The sequence below is a fragment of the Corallococcus sp. M7 genome, from assembly GCF_054512695.1.
Map to the genome: position 1 here is coordinate 2676751 of NZ_CM137252.1, position 26334 is coordinate 2703084.

Genomic DNA, 26334 nt, shown 5'->3' on the forward strand with positions numbered 1-26334 from the left:
TGAGTCTTCGAAGCCCAGTCTCCCCAATGGAGGCTGGGCTTTCGTCTTTCTGGACGCAGGGCAAGCGGGCGGCCATCGCGACGCGGTCCGCCACGGTCCGGGGTCTTCCCTACCTTCTCCCAGGAGGAGCGCGGCGCCGGACGCCGCCCCCCAAGGAGAGGCGAACATGGGCGACACCAGCGTGAAGAAGGTCGAGAGCCGCCATTCCCCCAAGGGGGAGATGGGCCAGAAGTACCTCGCATCCGGCGTCCGTGTGGCCATGCGGCTGTGGGAGGACGAACCGCCCGCCGAGGCCAAGCCCGCCAGCACGCGCGACTACGAGACCGTGGGCTTCGTGCTCAAGGGCCGCGCGGAGCTGCACCTGGAGGGGCAGATCATCCTGCTGAACCCCGGTGACTCCTGGCTCGTGCCGCGCGGGGCCAGCCACACGTACAAGATCCTGGAGACCTTCTCCGCCGTGGAGGCCACCAGCCCCGTCTCCTCCGCGCACGGCCGCGACGAGCACGAGGCCCCGAAGGGCGCCAAGGCCTGACGTGAGGTGATGCGAAGGCGCGGGGCTTTTCCATCCGGGAGGCCCCGCTCCTGTCAGCCCCACGGCGAGGACGCGTCCGGGGCGCATGCGAATCCTATCGGTTGAAGAGAAGCCACTTCATGAATGGTGGTACCTGAACGCGTCGCCCCGCGGAGGCACCCGTGCGGAGCGGCTCCCCTTGCTGCGCGGCCAGGTGGACGCCCTTCCCGGGGACCTGGACGCGGTCATCGCGCTCTCGGACCTCCAGGGGATGGCGCCGCATGCCTTGAAGGGCGGGGCGGCGGCGCTCCTGGGCGAAGTCGTGGCCGACGAGCTGGCGATGATGTGCAAGGCGGGCGACCTCCCTCCGGCGAACCGCACCGGCATCATCCTGGCGGGAGACCTCTTCTCCAACGACGCCGCGGATGAGCGGGGCGCCTCCGGCGACGTGCGGAGCGTCTGGACCGCCTTCGCCAGGTACTTCCGCTGGGTCGTCGGCGTGGCGGGAAATCACGACACCTTCGGCGGTCCCCAGGAGCGCGAGCGCTTCTTCCGCCAACCCGGGAAGGAGCTGCTGGACGGCGAAGTCGTCGCGCCGGACGGACTCCCGGTGGGCGGGGTGAGCTACATCATCGGGCGCCCGGACAAGCTCAACCGTCGCGAGCAGTCCGCGCAGTTGGACCGGATTGAAGCGGTGCTCGTCCAGGATCCGGAGGTGCTCGTCCTCCACGAAGGCCCGGACGCCCCGGGGATGCGACTGCGCGGCAACGCCGTCATCCGCGAGGCGGTGGAGCCCTGGAGCAGGCTGCTCGTCATCTGCGGCCACTGTCATTGGGACGTGCCGCTCGTCACGCTCGCGAGCGGGACCCAGGTCCTCAACGTGGATGCGCGCGTGGTGATTCTCAGGCGTGCCGGGGCCTGATGGGCGCGCGCTTCCAGCGCCCCCAGAAGACGAAGAGCGACAGCGCGACCAGGAAGAAGTTGAACGGCGTGTTCGCCGCCTCGCCGCGAGAGAAGTGGAAGCCGATGGCGCTGACCTGGAGCAGCGCGCAGCCCAGGGCCGCGAGGACCGTCAGGCCCGGTTGGATCCGCGTGAGCGAGGGCAGCACGACGCCCAGCCCGCCCGCCAGGTCCACCGCGACGATGAAGGACAGGAACGCGGGAGGCACCTGGCCCGCCCACGGAATCATCGCGGCGAGCTCCGGCAGGGGCGTGAGCGCCTTCCAGATGCCCGAGCCGACGAAGGTGAGGCCCAGCAGCGCCTGGACGATCCACAGGCCCACGTGGAGGGCCTTGGACGGCTTCGCTGAAACGCCAACAGGAGGGGAGAGCGTATCCATGCGTGGCTCCGGGGTTACTTCCGTGTGCCTGGTTACGGATGATGACCACGTCTCTCTGGCATACCGTGCACGGGCCGCACAAGGAGGCACATTGAAGTCACCAGGGTACGGAAAGATGACCGGGCGCTATGACGACGACTGCGTCGCGACGCGCGAAATCCTGAGCCTCATCGGGGACAAGTGGAGCGTGATGGTCATCGTCAACCTGGGCGAAGGCCCCGTGCGCTTCAGCGAGCTCAAGCGCGCCATCGAGGGCATCTCCCAGCGCATGCTGACCCTCACGCTGCGCAACCTGGAGCGGGACGGACTGCTGACGCGCACCGTGCACCCCACGACGCCGCCGAGCGTGGACTACGCGCTCACGAAGCTGGGGCGCACGCTGCTCGAACCGGTGTCCGTGCTCGCGATGTGGGCGCAGCAGCACCGGCCGGAGCTCGAGCGCGCCCGCGAGGCCTTCGCACGCTCCGCCCGGGCGAAGTGAGCTCCCCCTTTCCCGGCGCGAGAAGCCAGGCCCGGCCACCGTGCCGCCTGGCATGGGCCCGGTAGCGGCCAGCCTGGCAACGAGTCCTTCTCTTGGCTCGAGGACCGGCACAGGATGACGGGAGGATGCCTCCCCGTGCTGCCCGTCCACCCCGCTGTTCGCGTTGCAACCTGGCGAAACACCTGTGCCTGTGCACGGAGGTTCCCCGGGTGGAGACCCGGACCCGCTTCGTCTTCCTCCAGCACGTGATGGAGGTGTCGAAGCGGAGCAACACCGGTGGCATGGCCGCGCTCGCCCTCGCGAACGCGAAGCTGCTCATCCACGGCTCGATGGCGGGGACCTTCGACATGGAGGTCCTCTCCGAGCCGGGGACCTGGCTGCTCTTCCCGGACGGCCCCACCGCGCCGCCGGACGCGCCTCCTCCCAGGCAGGTGGTGGTGCTGGACGCGAACTGGTCGCAGGCGCGGAGGATGACCCAGCGGCTCCCGGAACTGCGCGCACTGCCCCGGCTGGTGCTGCCTCCGCCGGAGCCGGGCCTGCTCATGCTTCGCGAGCCCTCGCACCCCGCCGGGATGTCCACCCTGGACGCCGTGGCCCGCGCGGTGGCCCTGCTGGAGGGGCCGGAGGTGGCGGCGCCACTGGCGCGGCTGGCCGCGCTCCGGGTCCAGCGCATCGCCGACTGTGGGACGCTGAACTGAGGCCTCCATGGGATACCGACTGATCATCTTCGACTTCGACGGGACGCTCGCGGACAGCGCGGACTGGTTTCGCGGCATCTTCAACGACGTGGCCCTGCGCTATGGCTTTCGCACCGTCAGCGCGGAGGAGCTGGAGTCGCTGCGCGGACAGGACACGCGGACCCTCATCGCGCGGCTCGGCGTGCCCATGTGGAAGATGCCCTTCATCGCTTCCCACATGCGCAAGCTCGTCGCGCGTGACGCGCACCGCATCCCGACCTTCCCGGGCGTGGAGGCGATGCTGGAGCAACTGGAGGCGCGGGGCCTCATCCTGGCCGTGGTGAGCTCCAACGCGGAGGAGAACGTGCGGCGCGTGCTGGGTCCGGTGGCGTCCGCGCGCATCCGTCACTACGCCTGCGGCGCGGGCCTCTTCGGCAAGCAGGCGAAGTTCCGGAAGGTGCTGAAGGCCGCGGGCGTGCGTCCCGGCGAGGCCCTCTCCGTGGGCGACGAGGTGCGCGACATCGAGGCCGCGGCGGCCGAGGGCATCGCCACCGCCGCGGTGACGTGGGGCTACGCGACGGAGGAGTTGCTGCGCTCGCGCGCGCCCACCGTCGTCTTCACCCGCCTCGAAGAACTGCTGCGCACCGTCGCGGCGGAGGGCACGCCCCGCTAGCGCGTGCTGTTGCGCAGGTACTGCGCATAGAAGCGGATGGCGGCGGCGTGCTCCTCCACGGAGAGCCGCTCGTCGCGGCCGTGCATCCGGGTGAGGTCCTCGCGCGTCATCCGCACCGGCACGAAGCGGTAGACGCTGTCGCTCAGGGAATGGAAGTAGCGCGCGTCCGTGGCCGCCACGGTGAGGAAGGGCGCCACCAGCACGTCCGGGAACACCTGCCGGATGCTGCGCTGCAACCGCGCCCAGCCCTCCGTGTCCAGGCGCGACACCGGCGAGGCCTCGTCGCCCTCGGCGGTCAGCTCCACGCGCGCGTCATCCACCACGTCGCGCACGTGGGTGCGCACGTCCTCCAGGCTGTCTCCCGGCAGCAGGCGGACGTTGAGCACCGCGCGCGCCTGCGAGGGCAGCACGTTGGGCTTGGGGCTGCCTTCGAGCATGGTGGCCGCGAAGGTGGTGCGGATGCTGGCGTTCGTGGAGGGCGTCCCGGCCATCCGCCGCTCGATGAGCGGCGCGAAGAGCCAGGTGTTGGCGAAGAGCAGGCGCATGCCGAAGTCCATCTCCGGCCCCACGTACTCGAAGAGCGCCCGCGTCCCGCCGCGCAGCTCGGGCTTGAACGGGTGCTCCTCCAGCCGCACGAGCGCCCGCGCCAGGGTGTTCGCGGCGGTCTGCGGGGGCGGCATGGACGCGTGTCCTCCCGCGCTGCGCACCACCAGCTCCACGCGCGCCGAGCCCTTCTCCGCCACGCCCACCAGCGCCACCGGCGCGGCCACGCCGGGCACGAGCCCCACGCCAATGGGGCCGCCCTCGTCCAGCACCGACTCCAGGCTCACGCCCCGCTCGCGCAGCAGCGCGGCCACGCGAGCCGCCCCGTCATGCCCGCCCACCTCCTCGTCCGCGCCGAACGCGAGCATCACCGTGCGGCGGGGGCGGTAGCCCTCGGCGAGCAGGCCCTCCACGGCCTCGAGGATGGCCATCACGCTGCCCTTGTCGTCCAGCGTCCCGCGCCCATACACGTAGCCATCCGCCACGACGCCCTCGAAGGGCGGGTGGCTCCAGGTGGCCTCCACCTCCGCGGGCACCACGTCCAGGTGGCCCATCAGCAGGACGGGCCGCAGGCCGGGCTCCGAACCCTTCCACGTGTAGAGGTGCGCATGCGCGCCCACGGCCTCGTGCGCGAGCTCCGCGTGCACGCGGGGAAACCGGGCGACGAACCCGGCGTGCAGCGCCTGGAAGGCGGCGTCCTCCGCTGCCATGCCGTCTGAAGCGGCGATGGTGCGGTGGCGCAGCGCCTCCGCCAGGCGGCCCGCGGCCGCGGCGGCATCCACCGCGAAGGGCTCGGCCGGCTCGGCGGCCACCTGCCGTGACGCGAAGCGCAGCGTGCGGACGACGAGGACGCCCACCAGCAGCAGGACGAGGACCAGCAGGACGAGGAGGACGCGCTTCATCGGTGGGGAGTTCCCGGAGAGGTCGCCGTCGAGCCTAGCAGCAGCCCTGGCGCGGCACGCCCACCGGTGCGCCCGGACCCCGCGACGACAGGGCGAGGCCACGGCGCGTCACCGCCCGGATTCCAACATCGGGGATGCCCCGGCGGGCGGCTTCAGCGCAGGGGCTGACAGGCTACCGTGCAACGTGAAAGCCAGTAACAAAGTGAAATACATTTGTGATGCCACAGGTGGCGGGGGGGCACAGCCATGCGGATGATGCGAACGAGCGCGGTGCTCGTGCCTGATCAGGGGGCCTTGGCGCTGTCGGAGGATTACTTCCGCTCCGCGCATCATCTTCGAGCCGAAGGCGTGACGCACACGCTGCTCCTCAGGGACGAGAGGGGGAACGCGCAGCGAATACCGCTCATCGTGCGGCCCATCGAGGGAACGCCCTACCACGACGCCATCTCCCCCTATGGCTTTCCCGGCGGCGCGCTGCACGGGCTCCAGGAGGTGTCGAAGGAATCGGTGGATTGGACGGGGACGGGGCTCGTCAGCATCTTCGTGCGCGACCGCGTCGTGGGGCCCCAGTGCTTCGCGGGCGGGACGGAGCGCAACGAGGTGTTCTTCATCAACCCGCGCCTGCCGGTGGAATTCCGGGAGATGCATTACCGGCACATCCGGCGCAACCTCCGGCTGGGCTTCGTGAGCATCGCGCGGGAGGCGCGCGCGGCGCCGCGCGAGGAGCGGGAGGGGTTCCAGGCGGCCTACCGGCAGACCATGGTCCGCGAAGGCGCGAGCCCCCGCTACTTCTTCTCCGATACCTATTTCGAGCAGCTGTTCTCGTCGCCGTGGACCTGGCTGGTGACGACGCATGCACCGGAGGGGGGCGTGGCCTCCGCCGCGCTGTGCGTCAGCAGCGACGGCATGCTGCACTACTACCTGGGCGGAACGGCGGATGCGCACCTGTCGCGCTCGCCCGCCAAGAATGTCTTTGGAACGCTGGTGGAGCTCTGCTCGCAACTCGGCGTGACGCTCCATCTGGGTGGAGGCATCCGGCCGGGGGACAGCCTCGAGCAATTCAAACGGAGCCTGTCCAATGCGAGCTCCCGCCTCCACACCCATGAGCTGATCTGCGATCCGGCGGTGTATGCGTGCCTGTCGGAAGGCCGCGGCGGCAGTGACTTCTTTCCGGCCTACCGTGCGCCCCGGAGCTGAAAGGGCATGTCGCATGCCGACCCTCCTCCGGGAGGGCTGACACATGCGGAAGACGTGACACATGGCCGTGACCCAGGTGCGCATGGTGAGAACGCCGGAAGACACCTACCGTTCGACTCGCTCCGAGCTCTGAATCGGAGAGGTTCAGGAAGGGTGAATCCGGATGACACGCATTGCCGCCACCGCAGAGGCGAACCCGCCGCGCCTGGTTGAACTGGACGCGCTCCGGGGCTTCGCCGCGCTGGCGGTCGCGCTGTATCACTTCACGGCGGAATACAGCGACCTGTACGGGCACTCGGTTCCTCTCTGGGAGATGCGCTTCGGGAAGTATGGGGTCCAGCTCTTCTTCGCCATCAGCGGCTTCGTCATCCTGATGTCGCTGGAGCGGGTCGAGCGGGCCCGGGACTTCGTGTGGAGCCGCGCGGCCCGGCTCTACCCGTCCTATTGGACGGCTGTCGCGCTCACCTTCACGGTGGTGACGCTGTTCGGGCTGCCGGAGCGCGAGTTCAGCCTCCAGACGGCCCTGGTCAACCTGACCATGTTTCATGAGCTCCTTCGCGTCCCCCACGTCGACACCGTGTATTGGACGCTGACCATCGAGCTGTCGTTCTACCTGCTGATGTTCGTGCTCGCGTACGCGCGGGCGCTCCCCAGGGTCATCCCCATCTTCATCGTGCTCGTCGTGCTGCAGACCCTGGCGGAGCTGTCCGCACAGGCCGTGGGCATGACCTTCCTGGCACGCCTGGCGAGCCGGCCCCACCTGCAGTACTTCGCGCTGGGCGTGCTGGCCTTCAAGCAGAGCCGCGGCGAGGTCTCCCTGCCGTCCGCGCTGGTGCTCGTGGCGGTCAGCTTCGCGCACGAGGTGCTCGTGGGGAGCGAGGCTCCCGCGTACGTGTTCCCGGTGGTGCTGGGCATCTCCCAGGCCCTGTCCCGGGGCTGGCTGCGGTGGCTCACCTGGCGACCGCTGCTCTTCATGGGGTTCATCTCCTACTCGTTCTACCTGGTCCACCAGAACATCGGTTACGTCATCATCCGGCGGCTCGAGGCCGCGGCCTGGCGCCCGGAGGCCGCCATCGCGGTCGCGATGACGGTCGGATTCATGCTGGCCATTGTCATCACCTACGGGGTCGAACAGCCCGCGTTGCGTGCCTTCCGGCAGTGGCGGCGGAAGGCAGGCACCCGGGCGGCGATCCCCTCACACCCCGCCTGAGGGCCTCCGCGCCCCCGCTGGAGCAGGGACGGCGGCCTTGCATCGCTCATGGAAAGGATGCGCTCGAATGAACCCCACCGAGGCCTTGAGATTGACGTCTCCGAGCCGGAAGCCCTGCCGCGCCGTCCTGGTGCCTGATGCGGGGATGTCCGCCCTGTCGGAGGACTACTTCCGCTCCGCGCACCACCTGCGGGCCGAGGGGGTGACGCATACGCTGGTCATCGAGGACGGCGAGGGGAACGCGCAGCGGATGCCGCTCGTCGTGCGGCCCATCGAGGGGACGCCCTACCACGATGCCATCTCGCCCTATGGCTATCCCGGCGGGCGGCTGGATGGATTGAGCGAGGTCTCGAAGGATGACGTGGATTGGACCGGCATCGGGCTCGTGAGCCTCTTCGTGCGCGACCGCGTCGTGGGACCCCGCTGCTTCGCGGGCGGGACGGACCGCAACGAGGTGTTCCTCATTGATTCCCGAAGCCCCATCGAGTTCCAGGCGGAGGCCCGCCGGCAGATGCGGCGCAACACCCGGCTGGGCTACGTGAGCACCTGTGCTCCGGTGCGCGAGGCCACGCCCGAGGCGCGCGAGGGTTTCAAGGAGGTCTACCGGGAGACCATGGTCCGTGACGAAGCGCACGCCCGGTACTTCTTCTCCGACGCGTACTTCGAGGACCTGTTCTCCTCCTCCATGGCCTGGCTCGTGACGACGCGTGCGCCGGACGGCGGCATCGCCTCCTCGGGGATCGCGGTCGCCAGCGACGGCGTGCTGCACTACTACCTGGGCGGGACGGCGAATGCGCACCTGTCACGCTCTCCGGCCAAGAACACCATCTTCGAGGCCATGGTGGAGCTCAGCATCCGCCTGGGATTGCCGTTGCACCTGGGGGGCGGCGTGCGGCCGGGTGACGGCCTCGAGCAGTTCAAGCGGAGCTTCTCCAATGCGAGCTCCCGCCTCCACACCCACGAGGTCATCTGCGAGCCCTCGGTGTACGCGCGCCTCTCCGCGGGCCGCGAGGACACCGGCTTCTTCCCGGCGTATCGCGCGCCGAAGGGCTGAACAGGGGAGGGCCCTCCCATCTTCGCGGGCCTTGTCAGGACGGAGCCGGTGTTTTCGTCCCGCCCGGACCTGACACACCCAGGAGCCCACCGGATGGGAGACCCCAGTTCCGCAGATGAGTGAGCCGCGGCGACACGTCCACCGTTGCCGCGGCCCTCTGCCCCAGCTCATCCCGGTCCCCGTGGAGAGGCAGATCGCCGCCAGATGTTTCTCATTTGCGCGGATGCCTTCATGTCTGACCCCAAAGCCCTGCCGTGGAATCTCTCCGTGCCAGCAGCGCTGTTGCTGATGGCCCCCTTCGACCTCCTGGCCTCGCTGGCCATGGACATCTACCTCCCCGTGGTTCCGGCCATGACCGGAGTCCTCGGAACCTCTCCCTCCATCATCCAACTCACGCTGAGCCTCTACATGGCCATGCTCGGGGCCGGACAACTGGTGTTCGGCCCGCTCTCGGACCGCATCGGCCGGCGCCGGGTGTTGCTGGGGGGCGCGTGGGTCTTCGCGACCACCTCCTTCCTGCTCGGGAGCACCACCGATGCCGCAGTGTTCGTCGGGCTCCGGCTCGTGCAGGCCCTGGGGGCCTCCGCGGCGCTCGTCGCCACGTTCGCCACCGTCCGGGACGTCTACGCGGAGCGGCCTGAAGGCGCGGTCATCTACAGCCTGTTCAGCGCCATGCTGGCCTTCGTCCCGGCGCTGGGGCCCATCGCCGGGGCCCTGCTCGCGAGGCACTTCGGATGGCGGGCCATCTTCGTCACGCTCGGTGTCCTGGCGACGGCGGCGTTGCTCCAGGCCCTGCCACGGTGGCCTGAAACACGTCCCTCCGCCGTTGCCCGTCAGCCGGTGTCCATCCAGCGCATCCTGCGCAGCGGCGCGTTCTGGACGTACACGCTGGGCTTCAGCGCGGCGATGGGCTCCTTCTTCGTGTTCTTCTCCACGGCGCCCCGGGTGCTCATGGGCCGGGCGGGCTTCTCGGAGCTGTCCTTCAGCCTGGCCTTCGCCACCGCCGCGCTGGCCATGATGGTGACGACGCGCTTCGCGAAGCACTTCGTGGCCCGCTGGGGGCTGGCGGGGAGCCTTGCCCGAGGCATGCTCCTGTTGCTGCTGGGCGCGGTGTTGCTCACCGCCGGGCAGCTCCTCACGGCTCCGTCCTTCTGGACCTTCGTCGTGCCCATGTGGGTCATCGCCGCGGGGATTGTCTTCGCCGCCTCCGTCACCGCCAATGGCGCGCTCCAGGCCTTTGGCGCCGTGGCGGGGACGGCGGTCGCGCTCTACTTCTGTATCCAGAGCCTCATCGTCGGCGTCGTGGGGACCCTGATGGTCGTCCTGCTCGACGGCGATACCGCGTGGCCCCTGGTGGGTTACGCCTCGCTCATGGCGGGCGTGACGTTGGGCTGCCTGGCAGCCTTCAGGCGCTCCTAGCCCTTCCGGTCCCGGCGCCACCTCGCGGGGGTGGTGCCGTGGGCCCGCCGGAAGGCCTTGCCGAAGTGCACCGCGTCGGCGAAGCCCGTCGCCTCGGCGACCTGCTCCAGCGACGCGGGCGTGCTCAGCATCATCGCCTGCGCGCGCTCCAGGCGGGCGCGCAGCTGCCATTGATAGGGCGCCACGCCGGTGGAGGCCTTGAAGGCGCGGCTGAAGTGCGCCTGCGACAGGTCCACCAGCGCCGCCAGCTCCGACAGCTCGACCCGTTCGGGCAGGCGCGACTCCATGAAGTCGAGCACCCGCCTCAGCTGCCACGGCGCCAGTCCCATACGCGCCGAAGGGCGTTCGCCACGGCGCGACCCCAGCATGGCGAAGAGGGCGGCGGTCAATCCGTCGCCGTAGAGCTGGGTGGCGGGGTCGTCGTCATCCACCACCTCGGCCAGCAGCCGCATCAGGGTCCAGAGGCGGTCATCGGAGAAACGCAATCTGGGCGCGGAGCCCAGCCCGGTGGGGCTCAGGGATTGGCCCAGGCGCTCGCCCAGGGCCTTCGGGTCGAACGTGAGCACGGCGTCGCGCACCAGGCGCGAATTGGCGCTGTAGCCCCACAGCGGCATGCCGGCGGGCATGAGGTTCAGCTGCCGGGGCACGTAACCGATGGGGCAGGGCCGGCCCTCGCGCAGGCGCGGCTCGCAGGGCTCCCCGACCTCCTCCAGCAACGCGCTCAGGCGTGTATGGCTTTCCAGGCACAGGGGCGTTTCGGCGGGCCCCGAACAGCGGGTGGCGTTCACATCCACGCTGATGCCATTCCAGCTCCGCCGGGTGACGGAGATGTCCACCACGTTCTCCGGCAGCGGAGTCAGCCGTTTCGCGCGCGTCTCCACGACATCGTCCTCCCGTCTCCCCAGGCAGTGGGGAGTCATAACCCGGGAGGACGGTGTCCGCAGTCCAAAGGCGGGTCATCCCCTGGTCGGGGCCCGCCACGCCTTCAGACGCCCTTGCCGGCCCGGCCCGCCAGCAGTTGCAGCTCCCAGGCGAAGGCCACGGCGCTGCCGCCGCCATGCTCGGCCAACACGCCGGCGAGCCCGGTGGCGCTCTCCTCGCGGGCCCAGTCGCGCTGCCACTCGGCGGCCACCGCCATCCAGGTGATGGGCGTCACGCCCGCCATCTGCATGCGGCGCACGGCCATCTCATGCGCTTCGCGGCTGACGCCTCCGGAGGCGTCGGTCACGGCGTAGACGTCATAGCCTTCGCCCGCGGCCTGGATGGCGGGCATGGCCAGGCAGATCTCGGTCCACAGCGCGGCGATGATCAGCTTCTTGCGGTCCGTCTTCTTCACCGCGTCCACCACGCGGCGGTCCTCCCAGGTGTTGATGAAGGTCCGGTCGATGGGCTTCTGCTCGGGGAACACGTCCTGCAGGCCCTTGACCAGGTAGCCGCCGCGCTCCTCCAGGACGGTGGTGAGCAGGGTGGGCACGTTGTAGACGCGGGCCGCCTTGGCCAGGCCGATGACGTTGTTGAGCACCATCGTCGGCTCGTGGCTGTGCAGGTTGGCGAACTGGTAGGGCTGATGGTCGATCAGCACCAGCACGGAGTTCTGGGGCGTCAGCAGGGCTTCGAGCCCGCGGTGGGAGGGCGAAGGGGACGTGCTCATGGTCAAAAGGCTCCTGGGTGGGGTGACAGTGGGGGAGGGGATTGGGCCCGAAACCAGGGGCGGACACACGGTCCGGACCTGCGGCGTCTGGTCCGTTCCTGCTCCGGAATCAGGCCGGTTGCGGTCCCAGGGCCTGGATGGTGAATTGCCCCCCTTCCGATGAGCGCCCCCCTCCAGACCCACCTCGCCCCTGACCCGTACCGGACGCGGCTCGACGGCCTGATTCTCGTGGCGCTCGTCGTCTGGGGGCTCGCGCAGCTGGCGCCGCATCTGGCCCATCCCGCCATCTACAACTGGGACGAGGCGATGCATCAGGCCGCCGCGCGCGGCACGCACGACACCTTCTTCACGCCGCACATCTACAAGGACCCGCTCTACCCGAGCGACATCCGGCACTGGTGGGCCGCCAACGTCTGGATGCACAAGCCCACGGGCCCCTTCTGGTTCGGGGCGCTGATGATGCACGTGGTGGGGGTGACGCCGCTCGCGCTGCGGCTGGCCTCGCTGCTGGGCCACCTGGCCGCGGGGGCCGCCATCTACCTCATCGCCCGGCGGCCCGCGGGGCGGCTGTGGGCCACGCTGGCGGCGGTGGGGTTCCTGGCGCTGCCCTTCGGCTGGCAGTTGGTGCAGGGGCGCTTCTTCGGGGACGTGACGGACTGCACGCTGGCGGGGTGCAACGCCGTGGCGGTGGCGCTGCTCTTCCACGCCACCCGGGAGCGCTCCTGGAAGTGGGGGCTCGCGGCGGGAGTCGTGGTGGGGCTGGGCTACCTCTGCAAGACAGGGCTCGCGCTGACCCCGCTGGGCGTGGCCGCGACGCTGTGGCTCCTGAGCCGGCTTCGTTTCTGTCCGGGCCCCAAGCTCGCCACGGTGGTGGCCATGGTGGCCGCGGCCGGCGTGGTGGCGGCGCCGTGGAGCCTCTACTCCGCGTGGCGCTGGCCGGAGCTGCACGACCTGGAGTCGCGTGTCACGCGCGCGCACCTCTTCCATGACCCGACCGTGGACGTGGGGCCCTGGCGCCGTCCGCTGGACGCCGTCCTCAACGAGGTCAACCGCACGAGCCTCCAGCCGCTCCCGAACGTGCTGCCCCTGGTCGCCTTCTGCTGGCTGCTGGTGCGCGCGGTGCGCAAGCGGGACCTGGAGACGGTGGGGCTCGCGCTGTGGGTGGGGGCGACGTGGCTCGTCCTGTCGCTGGGCACGGTGAAGGTCCCGGCCATCGCCTGGGGCGCGGTGCCCGCGGTCCTGGCCGCGCTGGCCATCGCGGGCTCGGACGCGTGGCGCCATCCAACGCTCGCGGCGCTGCTCCTGGCGGCGCTCGGCACGCCGCTGGCCATTGAACACCTGCCCGCGCTGACGCGGATGCGCGAGTCGCTCCCCGCGACCTGGGACCAGACGCGGACGCTCCCGGGGCTCGCAGAAGGACTGGTGATGGCCTTCTTCGCGGGGGCGTTCACCGCCGTGGTGTGGCGGCTGGCGCGCCGGCCCGCGTGGATGACGGGCGCGCTGGGGCTCGCGGCGTCAGGCGTGCTCGCGTGGCACCTGGCCGTCACGCTGCCGGTGGAGAAGGCGCGCTACGAGAAGGAGCACCTCGAGGAGCTGTACGTCAGCCATTCGCGCGAGGTGGGGCTGGCGCTGTCCCGGAACACGCCGGAGCGCAGCGTCGTCTTCGCGGCCCTGGACTCGGATGCTCCGCTCAACTTCGAGAACCTGAACCTCATGTTCTGGAGTGGCCGCATGACGTACCGGCGGGCTCCGGACGTGGCCCTCGCGCACGAGCGTGGGTATCACCCCTATCTCGTCTCCCCGCTCGCGGAGCGCTACGCGCCCGTGCCGGGAGTGCCGCCCCAGGCCGCGCTGCGCGCCTACGACCTGGATGCGCCGCTGCCCCAGCCCGCGCCCCTGCCGGACGGCATCACGCCGCTGTCCGTGCGGCAGGGCAACCTGGAGGTGCTCGGGTTCGCGTCCCGGAAGCTGGGCCACGGCCTGGAGCGCTACGCCTTCTATGTCCGGGCGCTCGGCCCGCCCCAGCCGCTGCGGGTCACCTTCCATGGCCCGGACGGCATCGTGGAGCGGGTGCTGGAGCCCGGAGCGACGCTGCGCAGGCCCCAGGCCCTGGTGGGCGCGGCGTGGTTCATCCTGCCCGCGCTGGGGCCGCCCCGCGCGAAGGTGACACACCTGGAGTTCGGCGCCGTGGGGCAGCGCGTGGCCGTGTCACCTCCGTGAGCCGGCTGCCAGGGGTGGACCGTGGCAGCCGGCGGTCCTCACCTCACGGCGTGGCCGTGGGGAGGGTGTAGTAGACGATCAGCCGCGGCCAGCGGGCCGTGGTGTTCGAGTACTCGCGCGAGTCGTACACCGAGCGGCTTCCCGGGGAGTCGAGCCGCAAGGAGAGCAGCCCGCCCGGGGACAGCATCTCCTGCACGATCGGCACCAGCAGCGGGCTCTCGTTGATGCCCGCCTGCGTGGTGTACGGCACTGGCCGGCTCGGGAGCTGCCAGGAGCCCAGCTCGCAGCTGAAGACGGAGGGCTTGGTGTTCCAGGTGAGGCCCGTCTCGCTCCACGTGTTGTTGCGAACCCACCGCGTGTAGACGTTGCCGTCCGCGCCAGCCGTGACGTCGCTGCTGCCCGTGGCCGTGGTCACCAGGACGACGGAGGCCACCTGGGCGGTGGACGGGATGGCCGCGAGGTTGAAGCGCAGGAAGGTCTCCGCGTCGTCCCGGTCCACGGTCAGGGCCATGGACGCGCCGGCGTTCGCGTTCGGGTTGCTCATCCAGACGGACGCGTCCGCCACCGGGAAGAAGGACGCCGCCTCCAGGTGGGTGGTCACCTGCGGGTCGCCCGGCTCGAAGTAGCTGACGACCAGCCGCGGCCGCTCACTGGCGACGCCGTACTCACGCGAGCGGTACACCGTGTGGTAGCCCGGCGACCTCAGCCGGAAGGAGATGAGCCCATCCGAGTCCAGCGCCTGCTGCACGGGCACCTGCAGCTTCGGATCGGCGTTGACGCCCAGCTGCAAGGGTTTCGGAGAGCTGTTGCTGTTCCAGAGCCACCAGGAGCCCAGGTCGCTCCCAGTCACGGGAGGCCGGTTGTTCCAGGTCATGCCCGTCTCGCTCCAGGTGTCATCCGGCACCAGGTGCGCGTAGACGCTGCCGTCGCCGCCCGCGGAGGAGCCGTCATAGGCCAGGGCCTCCAGACGGACCGAGGCGATGTGCGAACCCGCCGGGATGCCGCCCAGGTTGAAGCGCAGGTAGGTCTCACCCTTGCCGGAGTCGACCCACAGGTTCTGGTTGGCGCCGTAGTTCGTGGTCGGGCTCAACGACCAGACGTACGTGTCCGCCTCCGGCTCCAGGACCACCTGCGTGGGCGCGGAGGCGACGGGCGTGGGGCAGGGGGGCGGCACGAAGTAGGAGACGATCAACTGGGGCCAGCGGGCCATCGTCGCGTCGTACTCGCGCGAGTGGTAGTTCGTCCGGTACCCGGGCGAATCCAGCCGCAGGGAGATCATCCCGTCCGACTCCAGCGCCTCCTGCACGGGCGCCACGAGCTTCGGGTTCGAGTTGATGCCCACCTGGGTCGTGTACTGACCATTGCGGTTCCACAGCAGCCAGGAGCCCAGGTCGTCCGTGGAGGCGGCGGGCTTGTTGTTCCAGGTGATGCCGGTCTCGCTCCAGGAGTCGTCGGAGACCAGCCGCGTGTAGACGTTGCCGTCCGCGTTGTCATACGCGTAGCCGTCATTGGACGTGGCCACCAGGGAGACGGCGACCACCTGCGCGTTCTCCGGGACGCTGCCCAGACCGAAGCGCAGGAAGGACTCCGCCGACGTCCGGTCGACGGTCATCCCCCCGCTCTTGCCGTAGTTGGTGGTGGGGTTGCCCGCCAGGACCTGCGCGTCCGCCTGCGGGTAGAGCGCCACGACCTGGAGATCGGTGGTCACCTGCGGATCGCCAGGCTCGAAGTAGTTGATGATGAGCCGGGGCCGCTCGCTGGCGACGCCGTGTTCACGCGAGCGGTACACCGTGTGGTAGCCCGGGGACATCAGCCGGAAGGAGACCAGACCATCCGAGTCCAGCGCCTGCTGCACGGGCGCCTTCAGCTTCGGGCTGAAGTTGGCGCCGACCTGCAAGGGTTTGGCCGTGGTGTTGGGATTCCAGAGCCACCAGGAGCCCAGCCTGTCGCCGGTCACCGCGGGCCGGTTGTTCCAGGTCATGCCTGTCTCGCTCCAGGTGTCGTCCGGCACCAGGTGCGCATAGACGCTGCCGTCACCGCCCGCGGAGGAGCCGTCATAGGCCAGGCTCTGCAGCACGACCGAGGCGATGTGGGCGCCGGCCGGAATGGCGCTCAGGTTGAAGCGCAGGTACGTCTCGGCCTTGTTGGAGTCCACGAGCAGGTTCTGCGCGGTGCCGTAGTTCACCCCCGGGCTGGCGGCCCGGACGTACGTGTCCGCCTCCGGCTCCAGGATGATCTGCTTGGGCGTGGGGACCGCCGTGAGCGCAGTGGCCTGGGCCCGGGCCGGAGGGGCCGGCGCCGGGGGGACTTCGCCGACATCACAGCCAGGGACGAGCCCCGCCACGAGCGGCGCGATGAGAAGGGAACGGAGGGACTGCTTCCACGGGGGTGCGCGATGCATGCGAGGGCACTCGGGGTCATGCGCGCCGGTCCTTTCCGGCGCGACGTGCGCACCTTGAGCAACCCTTGCGCCAGGGCGCGGCGGACGCCGGAACCCTTGTCACTTCCAGCGCTTGCGCGACGAGGTGCCGCGTGACGCCGCTCGTGACGGGGCGGAACGTGCCAGAACCGGCACGCGCGTGGAGGCGCCTGGCGGACGCGGATGTCATGGGCCTCGCGGTGTTGGCGGCTCGAGCGCAAAGACATTCCAGGTGCGTGCGTTCGCAGGTCAATGCGCCACCTCCTTCCACTGCTCCTGCTGACCAGCCTTTGCACCCTGCTCGCGTGCAAGCCTCGCGAGTCATGGATCACGCCCACACCCATTCCCCCGGGGTATGACTTTCCAGGCAACCGGGACGAAATCCAGCAGTGGGCGGACGCATGGAACACCGCCCGCATCACGGCCAAGGCCTGGAACCTCTGGGCGGGCCTGCATGCGGATTCCGGACAGACCTATCCGGGAACCGGGCTCCCCATGCCCGTGTGGGACACCTGGAGCGGAGAGGAGCTCTTCCCGGCCCCGGGTGAGCCAACGCCAGACGTGTCACGGCGCAAGGCCACCCATGGCTTCCACGGGCCCCGCCAGTTCCATCATCCCGCGGGCTCGGGGCCGGTCGTCACCCCGACCGACCAGCTCGTCTCCTTCAACAAGTTCAATCCGGAGATGGCCGCGTACCTGACGCAGGGCCATCCGGCCGCGCCGGGGGGACCGTCGTACTTCTACAACCGGTTCACCAGCCTGGGGGACCTCAACAGCCAATGGCCGGCGAACACCCCCACCGCGCAGCGGACCGTGCAGCAGGCGCCGTACACCGCGCCCTCCCAGGGGAACCGGGGCTCGGCGGCCATGGAGCTCAAGCCCGTGCTGTACCTGGTGAAGAAGCACAAGCCCACGCCGGTGCCCGTGTGGAGGGGCCTCGCGGGCAGCCTCGACTCCGGGACCACATGCACGCCCGAGCAACAAGAGGCGGACCAGTGCCATCCCACGCCGTCGCTGTGGCTGACGTGCGCCATCGTGGACCCCGCGGCGCCGGCGGATGCTCCCATCACGGAGGCCACCCCCGAGCAGATCCAGGGCGTGGCGCCCCTCATCGACGAGGTGAACAACGCCCACCCCGAGGCCGCGATCCTCAGCTGCGAGCACTACCTGCACACGCCGCTCTCCGCCATCTACTCCTTCCAGATGACCGCGGACGAGGCCCAGGCCTTCAACGACACCAACATCGAAGGGCTCCAGGCGGAAGCGGGCGACTACGCCGTCCTCACGGCGATGCACGTCAACACCAAGGAACTCGTCAATTGGACATGGCAGACCTTCTGGTGGCAGCCCGGCGGTGACGCGCCGGATGACTTTCCCGGAAGCAAGAAGGGGATGACGGACAAGGTCACGGGGGCGGGGCGCAACTACGCGATGTGCACGGCCTACAACCAGACCCAGGGCCAGGGCAGCGGCAAGATGACCGTCTGCTTCAATCCCTATCTGGAGACCTCGCCGAACATCCCCGTGGGCGTCCAGAGCAACTGCATGACGTGCCATGGCACCGCGGCCGTGGCCAGCGCCTTCGCGAACACCGCCAGCAGCCCGCCCGCGACGTGGGTGCTCCAGACGCCCTCGTATCCCTGTGATTACAAGGCGCCCATCGACTTCGCCACGTACCCCTGGTTCACGGGCTTCACGACCACGGACTTCTCCTGGGCCATTCCGGCGGATCCCCAGCCGCTCCCCCAGAACCCGAACAACCTTCCGTCCCCGGCGACATTGAACTGTCCTTGAGCGGCCTGCTTCGGCGCCAGGAGAGCCGCAGGGGCTCCTGGCGCGCGGTGGCCCTGACGGCGTCCTTCAGCCGTTGCGCGTCGTAGGGGCTCCCATTCACGGCCGTCACCACCGCGCGGGACATCAGGCCCACCTCGAAGGCAGGCCGCTCCCACTCCACCCGGAGCGCCTTTCCGTCCTTCGCGAGTGTCATGCCGAGGGAGTCGCCGAGGTCCACGTTTCCACTCGCCGCTTCGGCGCACCAGACGGCCTCCGTGGGGTGCTCACTCGACGCTGGCCGTGCTGGAGCCCGGCCCCTCGGGCTTGCCCGCGCTGGGGAGCATTCCGGTGTACCTGCTCAGGGCCGAACGGGAGCCGAGCGAGCCCGTGGCCCAACTGGCGGGCATCCTGCGAGAAGCGCTCGCGCAAGAGCTGACGGCACCCCGGTGGTCACGGCCGCGCCGCGTCAGGGCGCGCGAGGCCGCGCGAGCTTCCAGGCGAGGGACATGAGCAGTCCCGCGATGACGGCCTTGAGCAGTCCGCCGGGGACGAAGGGAGCGAAGCCCTTCTGGAAGGCGGTGGCGAAGTCGAGCCCGGCCTTCGCCTGGAGCCAGCACACGCCGATGAGCAGGACCAGGAGCTGGCCCGCGAGGAAGAGCGGAACCGCCGTCCACCACCGCCGGTCGTATCCGTGGCGCGCGGCGAGTCCCACGAGGAACGCGGCGGGGAGGAAGCCCACCAGGAAGCCACCGGTGGGCCCGGTGAGCGCTCCCCATCCGCTGGCGCCCTTCGCGAAGAAGGGCAGTCCCACCGCGCCCAGCAGGAGATAGGCGGCCTGTGCCGCCAGACCCCGCCCCGCCCCGAGCGCCGCCGCCGTGAGGACGACCGCGAGCGTCTGCCCCGTGATGGGCACCGGTGACCCCGGCACGGAGATGGCGACCTGGGCGAGCAGCGCGGTGAACAGCGCCGCGCCCAGGACGAGCGCGGCTTCCTGTGCGCGCGTGCGCACGAAGCGGTCCGCCAGGACGCCGGCCGACGAAGAGGGGAGGGGAGACACGGGCCGATGCTCGGTGAGGACGTACGCCGGTGCAAGGCTTCCCGCGCGGTGCATGAGCCGCCCACAGGCGTCATGAAACGGCTAGCGTCTCAGCCTTCTCGTGGTTGGAGGCCTTCGCTTTGACGAACCCCCTGCTCGGCACGCTCTCCCTGGTCCCTGTCACCTCGCTCTACGCCGCGCTCAACGCCTTCCTCACGCTGGCGCTCTCCATCAACGTCAGCATGGTCCGCACGAAGCTCAAGGTGTTCCGGGGCGACGGAGGCCATGCCGGCCTCGGGTCCGCCATCCGCGCGCATGGCAACAACGTCGAGCAGGTCCCCCTGGCGCTCATCCTGCTGCTGCTGGCGGAGCTGAGCGGTGGGAACTCGACGGCGCTCCATGTCTTCGGTGGTGCGCTGCTCGTGGCGCGCCTGGCGCATGCCGTCGGAATGCTCCGCACCAACCCCATCCAGGCGGTTGGCGCGACGCTGACCCTGGTCGTGCAGTTGGGCCTCGCGGGTTGGGTGCTCTGGCTGAGGCCCTGGGGCTAACGCTTGGCGATGTTCAGGTGGACGTTGCCGCACTCACCCTCGTAGCCCTCGACGATGATGAGCAACTGGGTGCCCTTGATGAGCGTGAGGGTGATGCCGGACGTCAAGAGGTCGCCCGAGTCGTCGTTGCACTTCAGGACCTCGTTCGTGGCCTTGTAGTTCCGGATCTCCATGATGGTGTCGAAGTTGGAGTTCCTCGTGCTGAACGAATAGGTCGCCGTCTCGGGCACCCGCCACACCCAGGAGACGTCTCGCGACGAGCCCGAGCGGCACGTCGTCGCCCACTGATTGCTCGCCGTGCAGCTCGTGGGATAGGTCGCGACCGGAACGCCCATGGCGGTCCCCAGGTCTCCCGCGAGCGTCTGCGCCTCCACGCGCCGGGGCTCCTCGGATTGGGTGTCGTCCAGGACCTCGGCCTCCCCGGGAACGGAGCCGTCGAGCTCCTCACCCTCCGGAAGGGGACCGCAAGCACCGAGGAACAACGCACACGAGGCCACACCCACAAGGGATTTGCCGATGTTCGCCATGGTTCACCTGGGCACGCCGCCATCCGGGGACAGGAAGCACTGGCTCCCCACACATGGGGAAATCCGGCCGGACGGACATGGATGGCTGTGCCCGCCTTGAACCGAAGGGTGCGTCTCACTGGCAATGACAGCCATTGCCCCAACCGGCCAAGACACGGGTCATTTCTGGATAGTATGGATTCCTTGTTCTCTCAGTTTCCCAATGTCTAACCCACGTCTTCCTTTGCCCGCGCGCGGACCTCCGCCGCGAACAGCTCCGCCGCGGGTGTGCGCGGCGCGCCCTTGCGCCAGAGGAGCGCCGCCAGCTCCGAGCGGGGCGCGGGGGACAGCCGCTTCACCACCAGCCGCTCCGCGTCCGCGAGCCGCGGCTCCGGAAGCACCGTGACGGCAAGGCCCGCGCGGACGATGGCCAGCACGGTGGCCACCGCGTTCGATTCGAGCGCGATGCGAGGCGCGAACCGCATCGCCGCGAAGTGCGCGTCCACGCGGGCGCGCACGCGCAGGCCGCGTGACAGGAGCGCGAAGGGCTCCTCCGCGAGCAGCTTCATCCCCACGGACTCCGCGGCCGCCAGCGCATGCCCCCGCGCGACGACGAGCGCGAGCCGGCTGTCGAAGACGGGCTCCGCGTCCAGGTCCGCCAGCCGCGCGGGCGCATAGCCCAACCCCACGTCCAGCCTTCCGTCCGCGAGCTGCCGCTCCAGCTTCCGGACCACGGCCTCCTGCGCGCTCAGCGCCAGCCCGGGATGTCTGCGCAGCACCGCCGTCAGCGCCGGCAGCACGAGGCCGCGCATGCTCGGGGGATAGCCCACGCGCAGCGCCCCTGTGGCGAGCCCTCGCAGCGCGCCCACCGCGGACAGGCCCGCGTTCACGTCCTCCAGCGCGCGGGAGGCATAGGTGCGGAACAGCTCCCCGGCCTGCGTGAGCCGCACCCCGGTGCGAGCCCTCTCGAAGAGCGGGGTTCCGACCTCCTCCTCCAGCTGGTGGATCTGGTGCGACAGCGTGGGCTGGGAGACGTGCAACCGCCGCGCGGCGCGCCCGAAGTGCAGCGCGTCCGCGACGGCGGAGAAGTAGCGGAGGTGTCGGAGCTCCATGGCGCCATCATAGACGGCATCTATCGCCCCGATGAAAACAGACGAATGTACGAATCGAGCCCCCTGGGTACATCTTCCTCGTCACCGAAGGAGAGGCACCCCATGAAGGCATCGGATCTGTTCGTGAAGGCGCTCGAAGCGGAGGGCGTGCGCTGTGTCTACGGACTCCCCGGCGAGGAGAACCTGGACCTGCTGGAGTCCATGCGCACCGCCGGCATGCGCCTCATCGTCACCCGGCACGAGCAGGCGGCCGGGTTCATGGCCGCCACGCAGGGACGGCTCACAGGACGCGCGGGCGTGTGTCTGGCGACGCTGGGACCGGGGGCCACCAACCTCGTCACCGCGGCCGCGTACGCGCAGCTCGGCGCCATGCCCATGGTGATGCTCACCGGCCAGAAGCCCATCAAGGTGAGCAAGCAGGGGCACTTCCAGATTGTCGACGTCGTCGGGATGATGCGGCCGCTCACCAAGTCGACCCGCACGCTCGTGTCCGCGGAGCACGTGCCCTCGGCGGTGCGTGAAGCCTTCCGCCGCGCGGAGGAGGAGCGCCCCGGCGCCACCCATCTGGAGTTGCCCGAGGACGTGGCGCGCGAGTCCACCGAAGCGCTGCCCCTGTCGCCGGGTGTGGCGCGAAGGCCGGTGGCGGATGAGGCCTCCATCGCCCAGGCGGTGGACGCGCTCGCGTCGGCCCGCCGTCCGCTGCTGATGATTGGCGCGGGGGCCAACCGCAAGCTGACGTCGGAGATGCTCCGCGCCTTCGTGGACCGGGTGGGGCTGCCCTTCTTCAGCACGCAGATGGGCAAGGGCGTGGTGGATGAAACACATCCCTTGTGGATGGGCACCGCCGCGCTGTCCGACGGCGACTTCGTCCACCGCGCCATCGAGGCCTCGGACTGCATCCTCAACGTGGGCCATGACGTCATCGAGAAGCCCCCGTTCGTCATGCGCGACGGCCGCCGCACGGTCATCCACCTGAACTTCTCCTCGGCGGAGGTCGACCCCGTGTACTTCCCGCAGGTGCAGGTGACGGGAGACCTGGCGAACGCCGTGTGGCGCATCGCGGAGGGCGTGGGCCCGCGCTCGCACTGGGACTTCACGCCCTTCGAGAAGTCGCGCGCGGGACTCGACGCGCAGTTCGTCAGTGGCGCCGCGGACGACCGCTTCCCCATCTACCCCGCGCGGCTGGTCGCGGAGGTGCGCCGCGCCATGCCGGATGACGGCGTCGTGTGCCTGGACAACGGCATGTACAAGCTGTGGTTCGCCCGCTACTACCGCTGCCGTCGGCCCAACACGCTGCTGCTCGACAACGCGCTCGCGACGATGGGCGCGGGCCTGCCATCCGCCATCGCCGCGAAGCTCGTGCACCCGCGTCGCAAGGTGGTGGCCGTCTGCGGTGACGGCGGGTTCATGATGAACTCGCAGGAGCTGGAGACGGCGGTGCGCCTGAAGCTGGACCTGACCGTGATTGTCGTCCGAGACGACGCCTACGGGATGATCCGCTGGAAGCAGGAGGAGATGGGCCTGCCCGATTATGGGATGACGTTGGGCAACCCGGACTTCGTCCGCTACGCGGAGGCCTACGGCGCACGAGGCCACCGCCCGGCGAGCGCCACCGAGTTCGGCGCCACGCTCACGCGCTGCCTGGAGTCGGGCGGCGTGCACGTCATCGACCTGCCCATTGATTACACGGACACCGCGCGGGCGCTCGGTGCCGGTCCCCTGGTGGAGTCGTGAGCCATGGGCACACACGCGAAGGAGAGGAACGCCATGCTGGCTGAGCGCTACCCGTACTACCTGGCCAACCGGCCCATGCAGCCCAACGCGGAGCTGCCCGTCACCGACAAGTACACCGGGGAGGTCGTCACGCGAGTCGCCATCGCGGACGCATCCGCCGTGGAGGAGGCCATCGCCGCGGCGGTGCGAGCGGCGGGGCCCATGCGCAAGCTGGCGCCGTATGCCCGGCAGCAGGTGCTGGAGCACTGCGTGCGCCGCTTCCAGGAGCGGGCGGAGGAGTTCGCGCTCGCCCTCTGCATCGAGGCGGGCAAGCCGCTGCGCGACGCGCGAGCAGAGGTCGTCCGGCTCATCGAGACCTTCAAGGCGGCCGCGGAGGAGGCGGTGCGCGGCGGCGGCGAGGTCCTGAACCTGGAGGTGTCTCAGCGCGCGGCGGGCTACCGGGGCTTCACCCAGCGCGTGCCGGTGGGGCCGTGCTCCTTCATCACGCCGTTCAACTTCCCGCTCAACCTGGTGGCGCACAAGGTGGCGCCCGCCATCGCCGCGGGCTGCCCCTTCGTGCTCAAGCCGTCGGACCGCACGCCGGTGAGCGCGCTGCTCATGGCGGAGGTGCTCGCGGAGACAGCGCTGCCCGAAGGCGCCTTCTCCGTGCTGCCCACGCGCCTGGAGGACGTGGGGCCCTTCATCGAGGACGACCGGCTGAAGCTGTTGTCGTTCACCGGCTCGGAGAAGGTGGGCTGGGATTTGAAGGCCCGCGCCGGCCGCAAGAAGGTGGTGCTGGAGTTGGGCGGCAACGCGGCCTGCGTGGTGGACGCGGATCAGGCCGGGCGCCTGGACTTCGTCGCGGACCGCATCGCCCAGGGAGCCTTCTTCCAGGCGGGGCAGAGTTGCATCTCGGTGCAGCGCGTGCTCGCGCACGAGTCGCTGTACGACGCCCTGCGGGAGAAGCTCGTCGAGAGGGCGAAGGCCCTGCGCGCGGGCAATCCCCGGGATGACTCCACCACGCTCGGGCCGCTGATTGACGAGCCCGCCGCGCGGCGGCTGGAGGGATGGATTCAACAGGCCGTGGAGCGAGGGGCCCGGGTGTTGACGGGCGGCGGGCGGCGCGGTGCGCTGCTCGAAGCCACCGTGCTGGAGGGCGTCCCGGAGGACGCGGCGCTGTGCGCGGAGGAGGCCTTCGGTCCGGTGGTGCTGCTCCAGCCGTTCCGAGACTTCGACGAGGCCCTGCACCGGGTGAATGACAGCCGTTACGGCCTCCAGGCAGGCCTCTTCACCCAGGACCTGTCCCGGGCGATGCGGGCCTGGGATGAACTGGAGGTGGGCGGAGTCGTCGTCGGTGACGTGCCCAGCTTCCGCGTCGACACCATGCCCTACGGTGGCGTGAAGGGCTCCGGGCTGGGACGCGAGGGCGTGAAGTACGCCATCGAGGACATGACGGAAGTGCGGCTGCTGGTGCTTCGGCAGACATGAACCTCCCGCTTTCGATAGTCTGGGTTTGATGTGGGGGCCCGGAGGCCGGCATGCGAAAGTGCACGAGCTGTGGTTTTCAGTACTCGTGGGGAGTGGGAAGTCGGCAAGGCACGCCACGGTGCACTCAGTGCGGGTCCTTCGATTCCACGAAGGCTCCCTTGAGACTGTTCCCGCCGCTTCCCGTGCCCAGCATCCTCGGCAAGCGGGAGACGAGCGACGTAGGCGTTCCCTTCGACCTGCCCTCGCGCCCGGAGAAGCGTCGCAGGCTGCTGCCCATTGACCTGGGGGTGGCGACCTGGAACGTCAACCACACGCAGAAGCAGAAGGCGAAGGTCGCCTCGCTCCAGCGGCTGTTCGACAAGAACCCGTGGCTGGACGTCGTCGTGCTTCAGGAGGTCAACAAGGAGGAGCTCCTGGCGCCCCTGACCGGGGGGCTCCTCGTCACGAAGGGGCCGCAGATGGTGAACGTGAACCATCTGGAAAATCGCATGGGGCGCACCCTGGTGGAGGGGGGCGTGGACGTCATCGCGGCCCAATACGAGTACTACCCCATCGTGATGCGTGCCGGTCAGCAGCGGGTCACGGTGGCCGATGTCCAGGCCTACGATGGGCGCAAGCTCCTGCCGCCAGGCGACATCCAGTGGACCAAGCCCCTGGAGGTCCGGTCGGGTTGGACGAACACCTCCGAGGCGTACCAGGTCAACGTCAGCGCCCTCAATGTCTGGCTTCCCCCCTACCGGCCCATCATCGTCTACACCCTTCACGTGGGGGAGGTGGTGGTGCGGCTTGGCGTCGTCCACACGTCGCCGAGCGGCAAGAAGCTTGGGCGTCAGGGGGAGTTCAAACAGATCAAGGACTTCCTCGAGCACGTCATGAAGCCCGACGAGGCGTGGATCCTCGCGGGAGACTTCTATCTGGACGAGGAATCGTCGGTGTTCCACAACAGCAACCCGACGTCTCGGGGCGTGGAGCAGTTGTTCCGCACGGCGTTGGAGGAGTTGAAGCTGCGGCCCATCGTCCCGGTGTCCGCGACGAACATGTCGGTCCTGTCGCACAAGACGACGACGTTGAAGGTCGAGACAGGCAAGCTGGGCGATTCCTGGGAACTCTTCGGAGGGCAGCTCGCGGTCAACAAGCGAGCGGACTTCTTCATCGCCACGCCGTGGTTCGAATACTCGCGCGCGCACCTCCTCAGCCCGCGCGCCATGCCCCTGATTTCGGACCCCAACCACCATGCCCTGACGTGGTGGTCGCGCGTCAGCGACCACGCGCCGGTGGGAGGCATGTTCAGCTCCGACCTGGAAAGTGAACAGACACGGAGCTTCCAGGCGGACCTGGCCAGCGACCGTCGTCAGGTGGAACAGGTGCGGATGGAGGTCCAGATGCTGCACAACAAGGCCGTCCTCGACCTGCACAAGCTGATGCCCTCCCTCATCCAGGAGGTGATGAAGGCCCCGCTGAACCAGGAGGAGCAGGTTGCCTTGAGCCGGCTTTGCGCGGAGCTGCGCGACCGCATCCGGGCGAACTACGCGCAGACGGTCTCGCCAAGCGAACTGAGCCATCCTCTCTTCACGGTGACGGTGCCGGAGCCGATGGAGAAGCTGGCCGGAGTGGCGGGGTTCCGGCGGGAGGAGTGCACCCGGTTGCTGAACGCGACCGAGCAGAACCCCCAGGCTTGGAGCCTGGCTCCCGGCCTTCGCGCCCAGCTCCTGAAGGTCGCCGATGCATGGCGTCTCCTGGAGCGCCGTCCGGAGGACTACGAGGGCGCGTGGGAGTACGACACCTACGCGGACGTAAACCCGGCGAAGGTGTGAAGCGGCCGGGCAGGGGCGGCGATAGAGTGCGCCGGGCCCGGGCA

23 protein-coding genes are annotated in these 26334 nt (G+C 69.7%); 15 read left to right on the top strand and 8 right to left on the bottom strand.

Annotated features, from left to right (window positions below):
* Positions 1–166: 166 nt before the first annotated feature.
* Both ACX114_RS11195 and ACX114_RS11200 read left to right on the top strand, forming a co-directional pair.
* A complete protein-coding gene (locus ACX114_RS11195) occupies positions 167–532 on the top strand; it encodes a cupin domain-containing protein (protein WP_459297431.1) in 366 nt (121 codons plus the stop codon).
* Between the two features lie 85 nt (positions 533–617).
* On the top strand, positions 618–1433 hold the full coding sequence (locus tag ACX114_RS11200; protein ID WP_459297433.1) for a metallophosphoesterase family protein: 816 nt from the start codon (positions 618–620) through the stop codon (positions 1431–1433).
* Here ACX114_RS11200 and ACX114_RS11205 read toward each other — a convergent pair.
* Positions 1414–1851: a DoxX family protein gene (locus ACX114_RS11205; protein WP_459297435.1), complete on the bottom strand. Its 438-nt coding sequence runs from the start codon at positions 1849–1851 to the stop codon at positions 1414–1416. The genes ACX114_RS11200 and ACX114_RS11205 overlap by 20 nt on opposite strands.
* 115 nt (positions 1852–1966) lie before the next feature.
* Between ACX114_RS11205 and ACX114_RS11210 the strand changes: the two genes are divergently transcribed.
* The 3 genes from ACX114_RS11210 to ACX114_RS11220 all read left to right on the top strand — a co-directional run bounded on the left by ACX114_RS11210 (position 1967) and on the right by ACX114_RS11220 (position 3682).
* Positions 1967–2332 carry a winged helix-turn-helix transcriptional regulator gene (locus tag ACX114_RS11210; protein ID WP_459297437.1) on the top strand — a complete coding sequence of 122 codons (366 nt, stop codon included), beginning with the start codon at positions 1967–1969 and terminating at the stop codon, positions 2330–2332.
* Positions 2333–2457: 125 nt separating this feature from the next.
* Positions 2458–3030, top strand: a complete 573-nt coding sequence (locus tag ACX114_RS11215; protein WP_459297439.1) for a tRNA-uridine aminocarboxypropyltransferase — start codon at positions 2458–2460, stop codon at positions 3028–3030.
* A 7-nt stretch (positions 3031–3037) separates the two neighbouring features.
* Positions 3038–3682: an HAD hydrolase-like protein gene (locus ACX114_RS11220; RefSeq protein ID WP_459297441.1), complete on the top strand. Its 645-nt coding sequence runs from the start codon at positions 3038–3040 to the stop codon at positions 3680–3682.
* Here ACX114_RS11220 and ACX114_RS11225 read toward each other — a convergent pair.
* Positions 3679–5127 (bottom strand): M20 family peptidase, encoded by a 1449-nt coding sequence (locus tag ACX114_RS11225; RefSeq protein WP_459297443.1) that lies wholly within the window; start codon positions 5125–5127, stop codon positions 3679–3681. The genes ACX114_RS11220 and ACX114_RS11225 overlap by 4 nt on opposite strands.
* 246 nt (positions 5128–5373) lie before the next feature.
* On the opposite strand from ACX114_RS11225, the gene ACX114_RS11230 reads away from it, so the two are divergent.
* From ACX114_RS11230 to cml, 4 genes are all read left to right on the top strand, one after another.
* Positions 5374–6324, top strand: coding sequence for a GNAT family N-acetyltransferase (locus ACX114_RS11230; protein WP_459297445.1), 951 nt, complete (start codon positions 5374–5376; stop codon positions 6322–6324).
* 163 nt (positions 6325–6487) lie between these two features.
* The gene (locus ACX114_RS11235) at positions 6488–7534 is read left to right on the top strand and encodes an acyltransferase family protein (RefSeq protein ID WP_459297447.1); all 1047 of its coding nucleotides are present in this window, start codon (positions 6488–6490) and stop codon (positions 7532–7534) included.
* A 67-nt stretch (positions 7535–7601) separates the two neighbouring features.
* Positions 7602–8588: a GNAT family N-acetyltransferase gene (locus tag ACX114_RS11240; RefSeq protein ID WP_459297449.1), complete on the top strand. Its 987-nt coding sequence runs from the start codon at positions 7602–7604 to the stop codon at positions 8586–8588.
* 231 nt (positions 8589–8819) lie between these two features.
* Positions 8820–10007 carry a CmlA/FloR family chloramphenicol efflux MFS transporter gene (cml, locus tag ACX114_RS11245; protein WP_459297451.1) on the top strand — a complete coding sequence of 396 codons (1188 nt, stop codon included), beginning with the start codon at positions 8820–8822 and terminating at the stop codon, positions 10005–10007.
* Here the strand turns inward: cml and ACX114_RS11250 are convergent.
* Together ACX114_RS11250 and ACX114_RS11255 are read right to left on the bottom strand one after the other, a co-directional pair.
* The gene (locus ACX114_RS11250; RefSeq protein ID WP_459297453.1) at positions 10004–10888 is read right to left on the bottom strand and encodes a helix-turn-helix domain-containing protein; all 885 of its coding nucleotides are present in this window, start codon (positions 10886–10888) and stop codon (positions 10004–10006) included. The genes cml and ACX114_RS11250 overlap by 4 nt on opposite strands.
* Positions 10889–10992: 104 nt before the next feature.
* On the bottom strand, positions 10993–11658 hold the full coding sequence (locus tag ACX114_RS11255) for a hydrolase (RefSeq protein ID WP_459297455.1): 666 nt from the start codon (positions 11656–11658) through the stop codon (positions 10993–10995).
* A 159-nt stretch (positions 11659–11817) separates the two neighbouring features.
* Here ACX114_RS11255 and ACX114_RS11260 point away from each other — a divergent pair, with 159 nt between their 5' ends.
* Positions 11818–13878, top strand: a complete 2061-nt coding sequence (locus tag ACX114_RS11260) for an ArnT family glycosyltransferase (RefSeq protein ID WP_459297457.1) — start codon at positions 11818–11820, stop codon at positions 13876–13878.
* 43 nt (positions 13879–13921) lie between these two features.
* Here ACX114_RS11260 and ACX114_RS11265 read toward each other — a convergent pair whose 3' ends face one another.
* Positions 13922–16279, bottom strand: coding sequence for a CBM96 family carbohydrate-binding protein (locus ACX114_RS11265; RefSeq protein WP_459297459.1), 2358 nt, complete (start codon positions 16277–16279; stop codon positions 13922–13924).
* A 270-nt stretch (positions 16280–16549) separates the two neighbouring features.
* Here ACX114_RS11265 and ACX114_RS11270 point away from each other — a divergent pair, with 270 nt between their 5' ends.
* Entirely contained in the window at positions 16550–18091 is a 1542-nt protein-coding gene (locus tag ACX114_RS11270; protein ID WP_459297461.1) for a hypothetical protein, read from the top strand.
* Between the two features lie 445 nt (positions 18092–18536).
* Here the strand turns inward: ACX114_RS11270 and ACX114_RS11275 are convergent, their stop codons facing one another.
* Complete coding sequence (locus ACX114_RS11275; protein ID WP_459297463.1) at positions 18537–19127, bottom strand: biotin transporter BioY; 591 nt, start codon at positions 19125–19127, stop codon at positions 18537–18539.
* A 119-nt stretch (positions 19128–19246) separates the two neighbouring features.
* Between ACX114_RS11275 and ACX114_RS11280 the strand changes: the two genes are divergently transcribed.
* On the top strand, positions 19247–19657 hold the full coding sequence (locus ACX114_RS11280) for an MAPEG family protein (RefSeq protein ID WP_459297465.1): 411 nt from the start codon (positions 19247–19249) through the stop codon (positions 19655–19657).
* Here the strand turns inward: ACX114_RS11280 and ACX114_RS11285 are convergent.
* Together ACX114_RS11285 and ACX114_RS11290 are read right to left on the bottom strand one after the other, a co-directional pair.
* The gene (locus tag ACX114_RS11285; RefSeq protein WP_459297467.1) at positions 19654–20139 is read right to left on the bottom strand and encodes a hypothetical protein; all 486 of its coding nucleotides are present in this window, start codon (positions 20137–20139) and stop codon (positions 19654–19656) included. The genes ACX114_RS11280 and ACX114_RS11285 overlap by 4 nt on opposite strands.
* A 251-nt stretch (positions 20140–20390) precedes the next feature.
* Positions 20391–21275, bottom strand: coding sequence for a LysR substrate-binding domain-containing protein (locus tag ACX114_RS11290; protein WP_459297469.1), 885 nt, complete (start codon positions 21273–21275; stop codon positions 20391–20393).
* Between the two features lie 102 nt (positions 21276–21377).
* Between ACX114_RS11290 and ACX114_RS11295 the strand changes: the two genes are divergently transcribed.
* From ACX114_RS11295 to ACX114_RS11305, 3 genes are all read left to right on the top strand, one after another.
* Entirely contained in the window at positions 21378–23009 is a 1632-nt protein-coding gene (locus ACX114_RS11295) for an acetolactate synthase large subunit (protein WP_459297471.1), read from the top strand.
* 33 nt (positions 23010–23042) lie between these two features.
* Positions 23043–24476: an aldehyde dehydrogenase family protein gene (locus ACX114_RS11300; RefSeq protein ID WP_459297473.1), complete on the top strand. Its 1434-nt coding sequence runs from the start codon at positions 23043–23045 to the stop codon at positions 24474–24476.
* Positions 24477–24634: 158 nt separating this feature from the next.
* Positions 24635–26290, top strand: coding sequence for an endonuclease/exonuclease/phosphatase family protein (locus ACX114_RS11305; protein WP_459297475.1), 1656 nt, complete (start codon positions 24635–24637; stop codon positions 26288–26290).
* Positions 26291–26334: the final 44 nt, after the last annotated feature.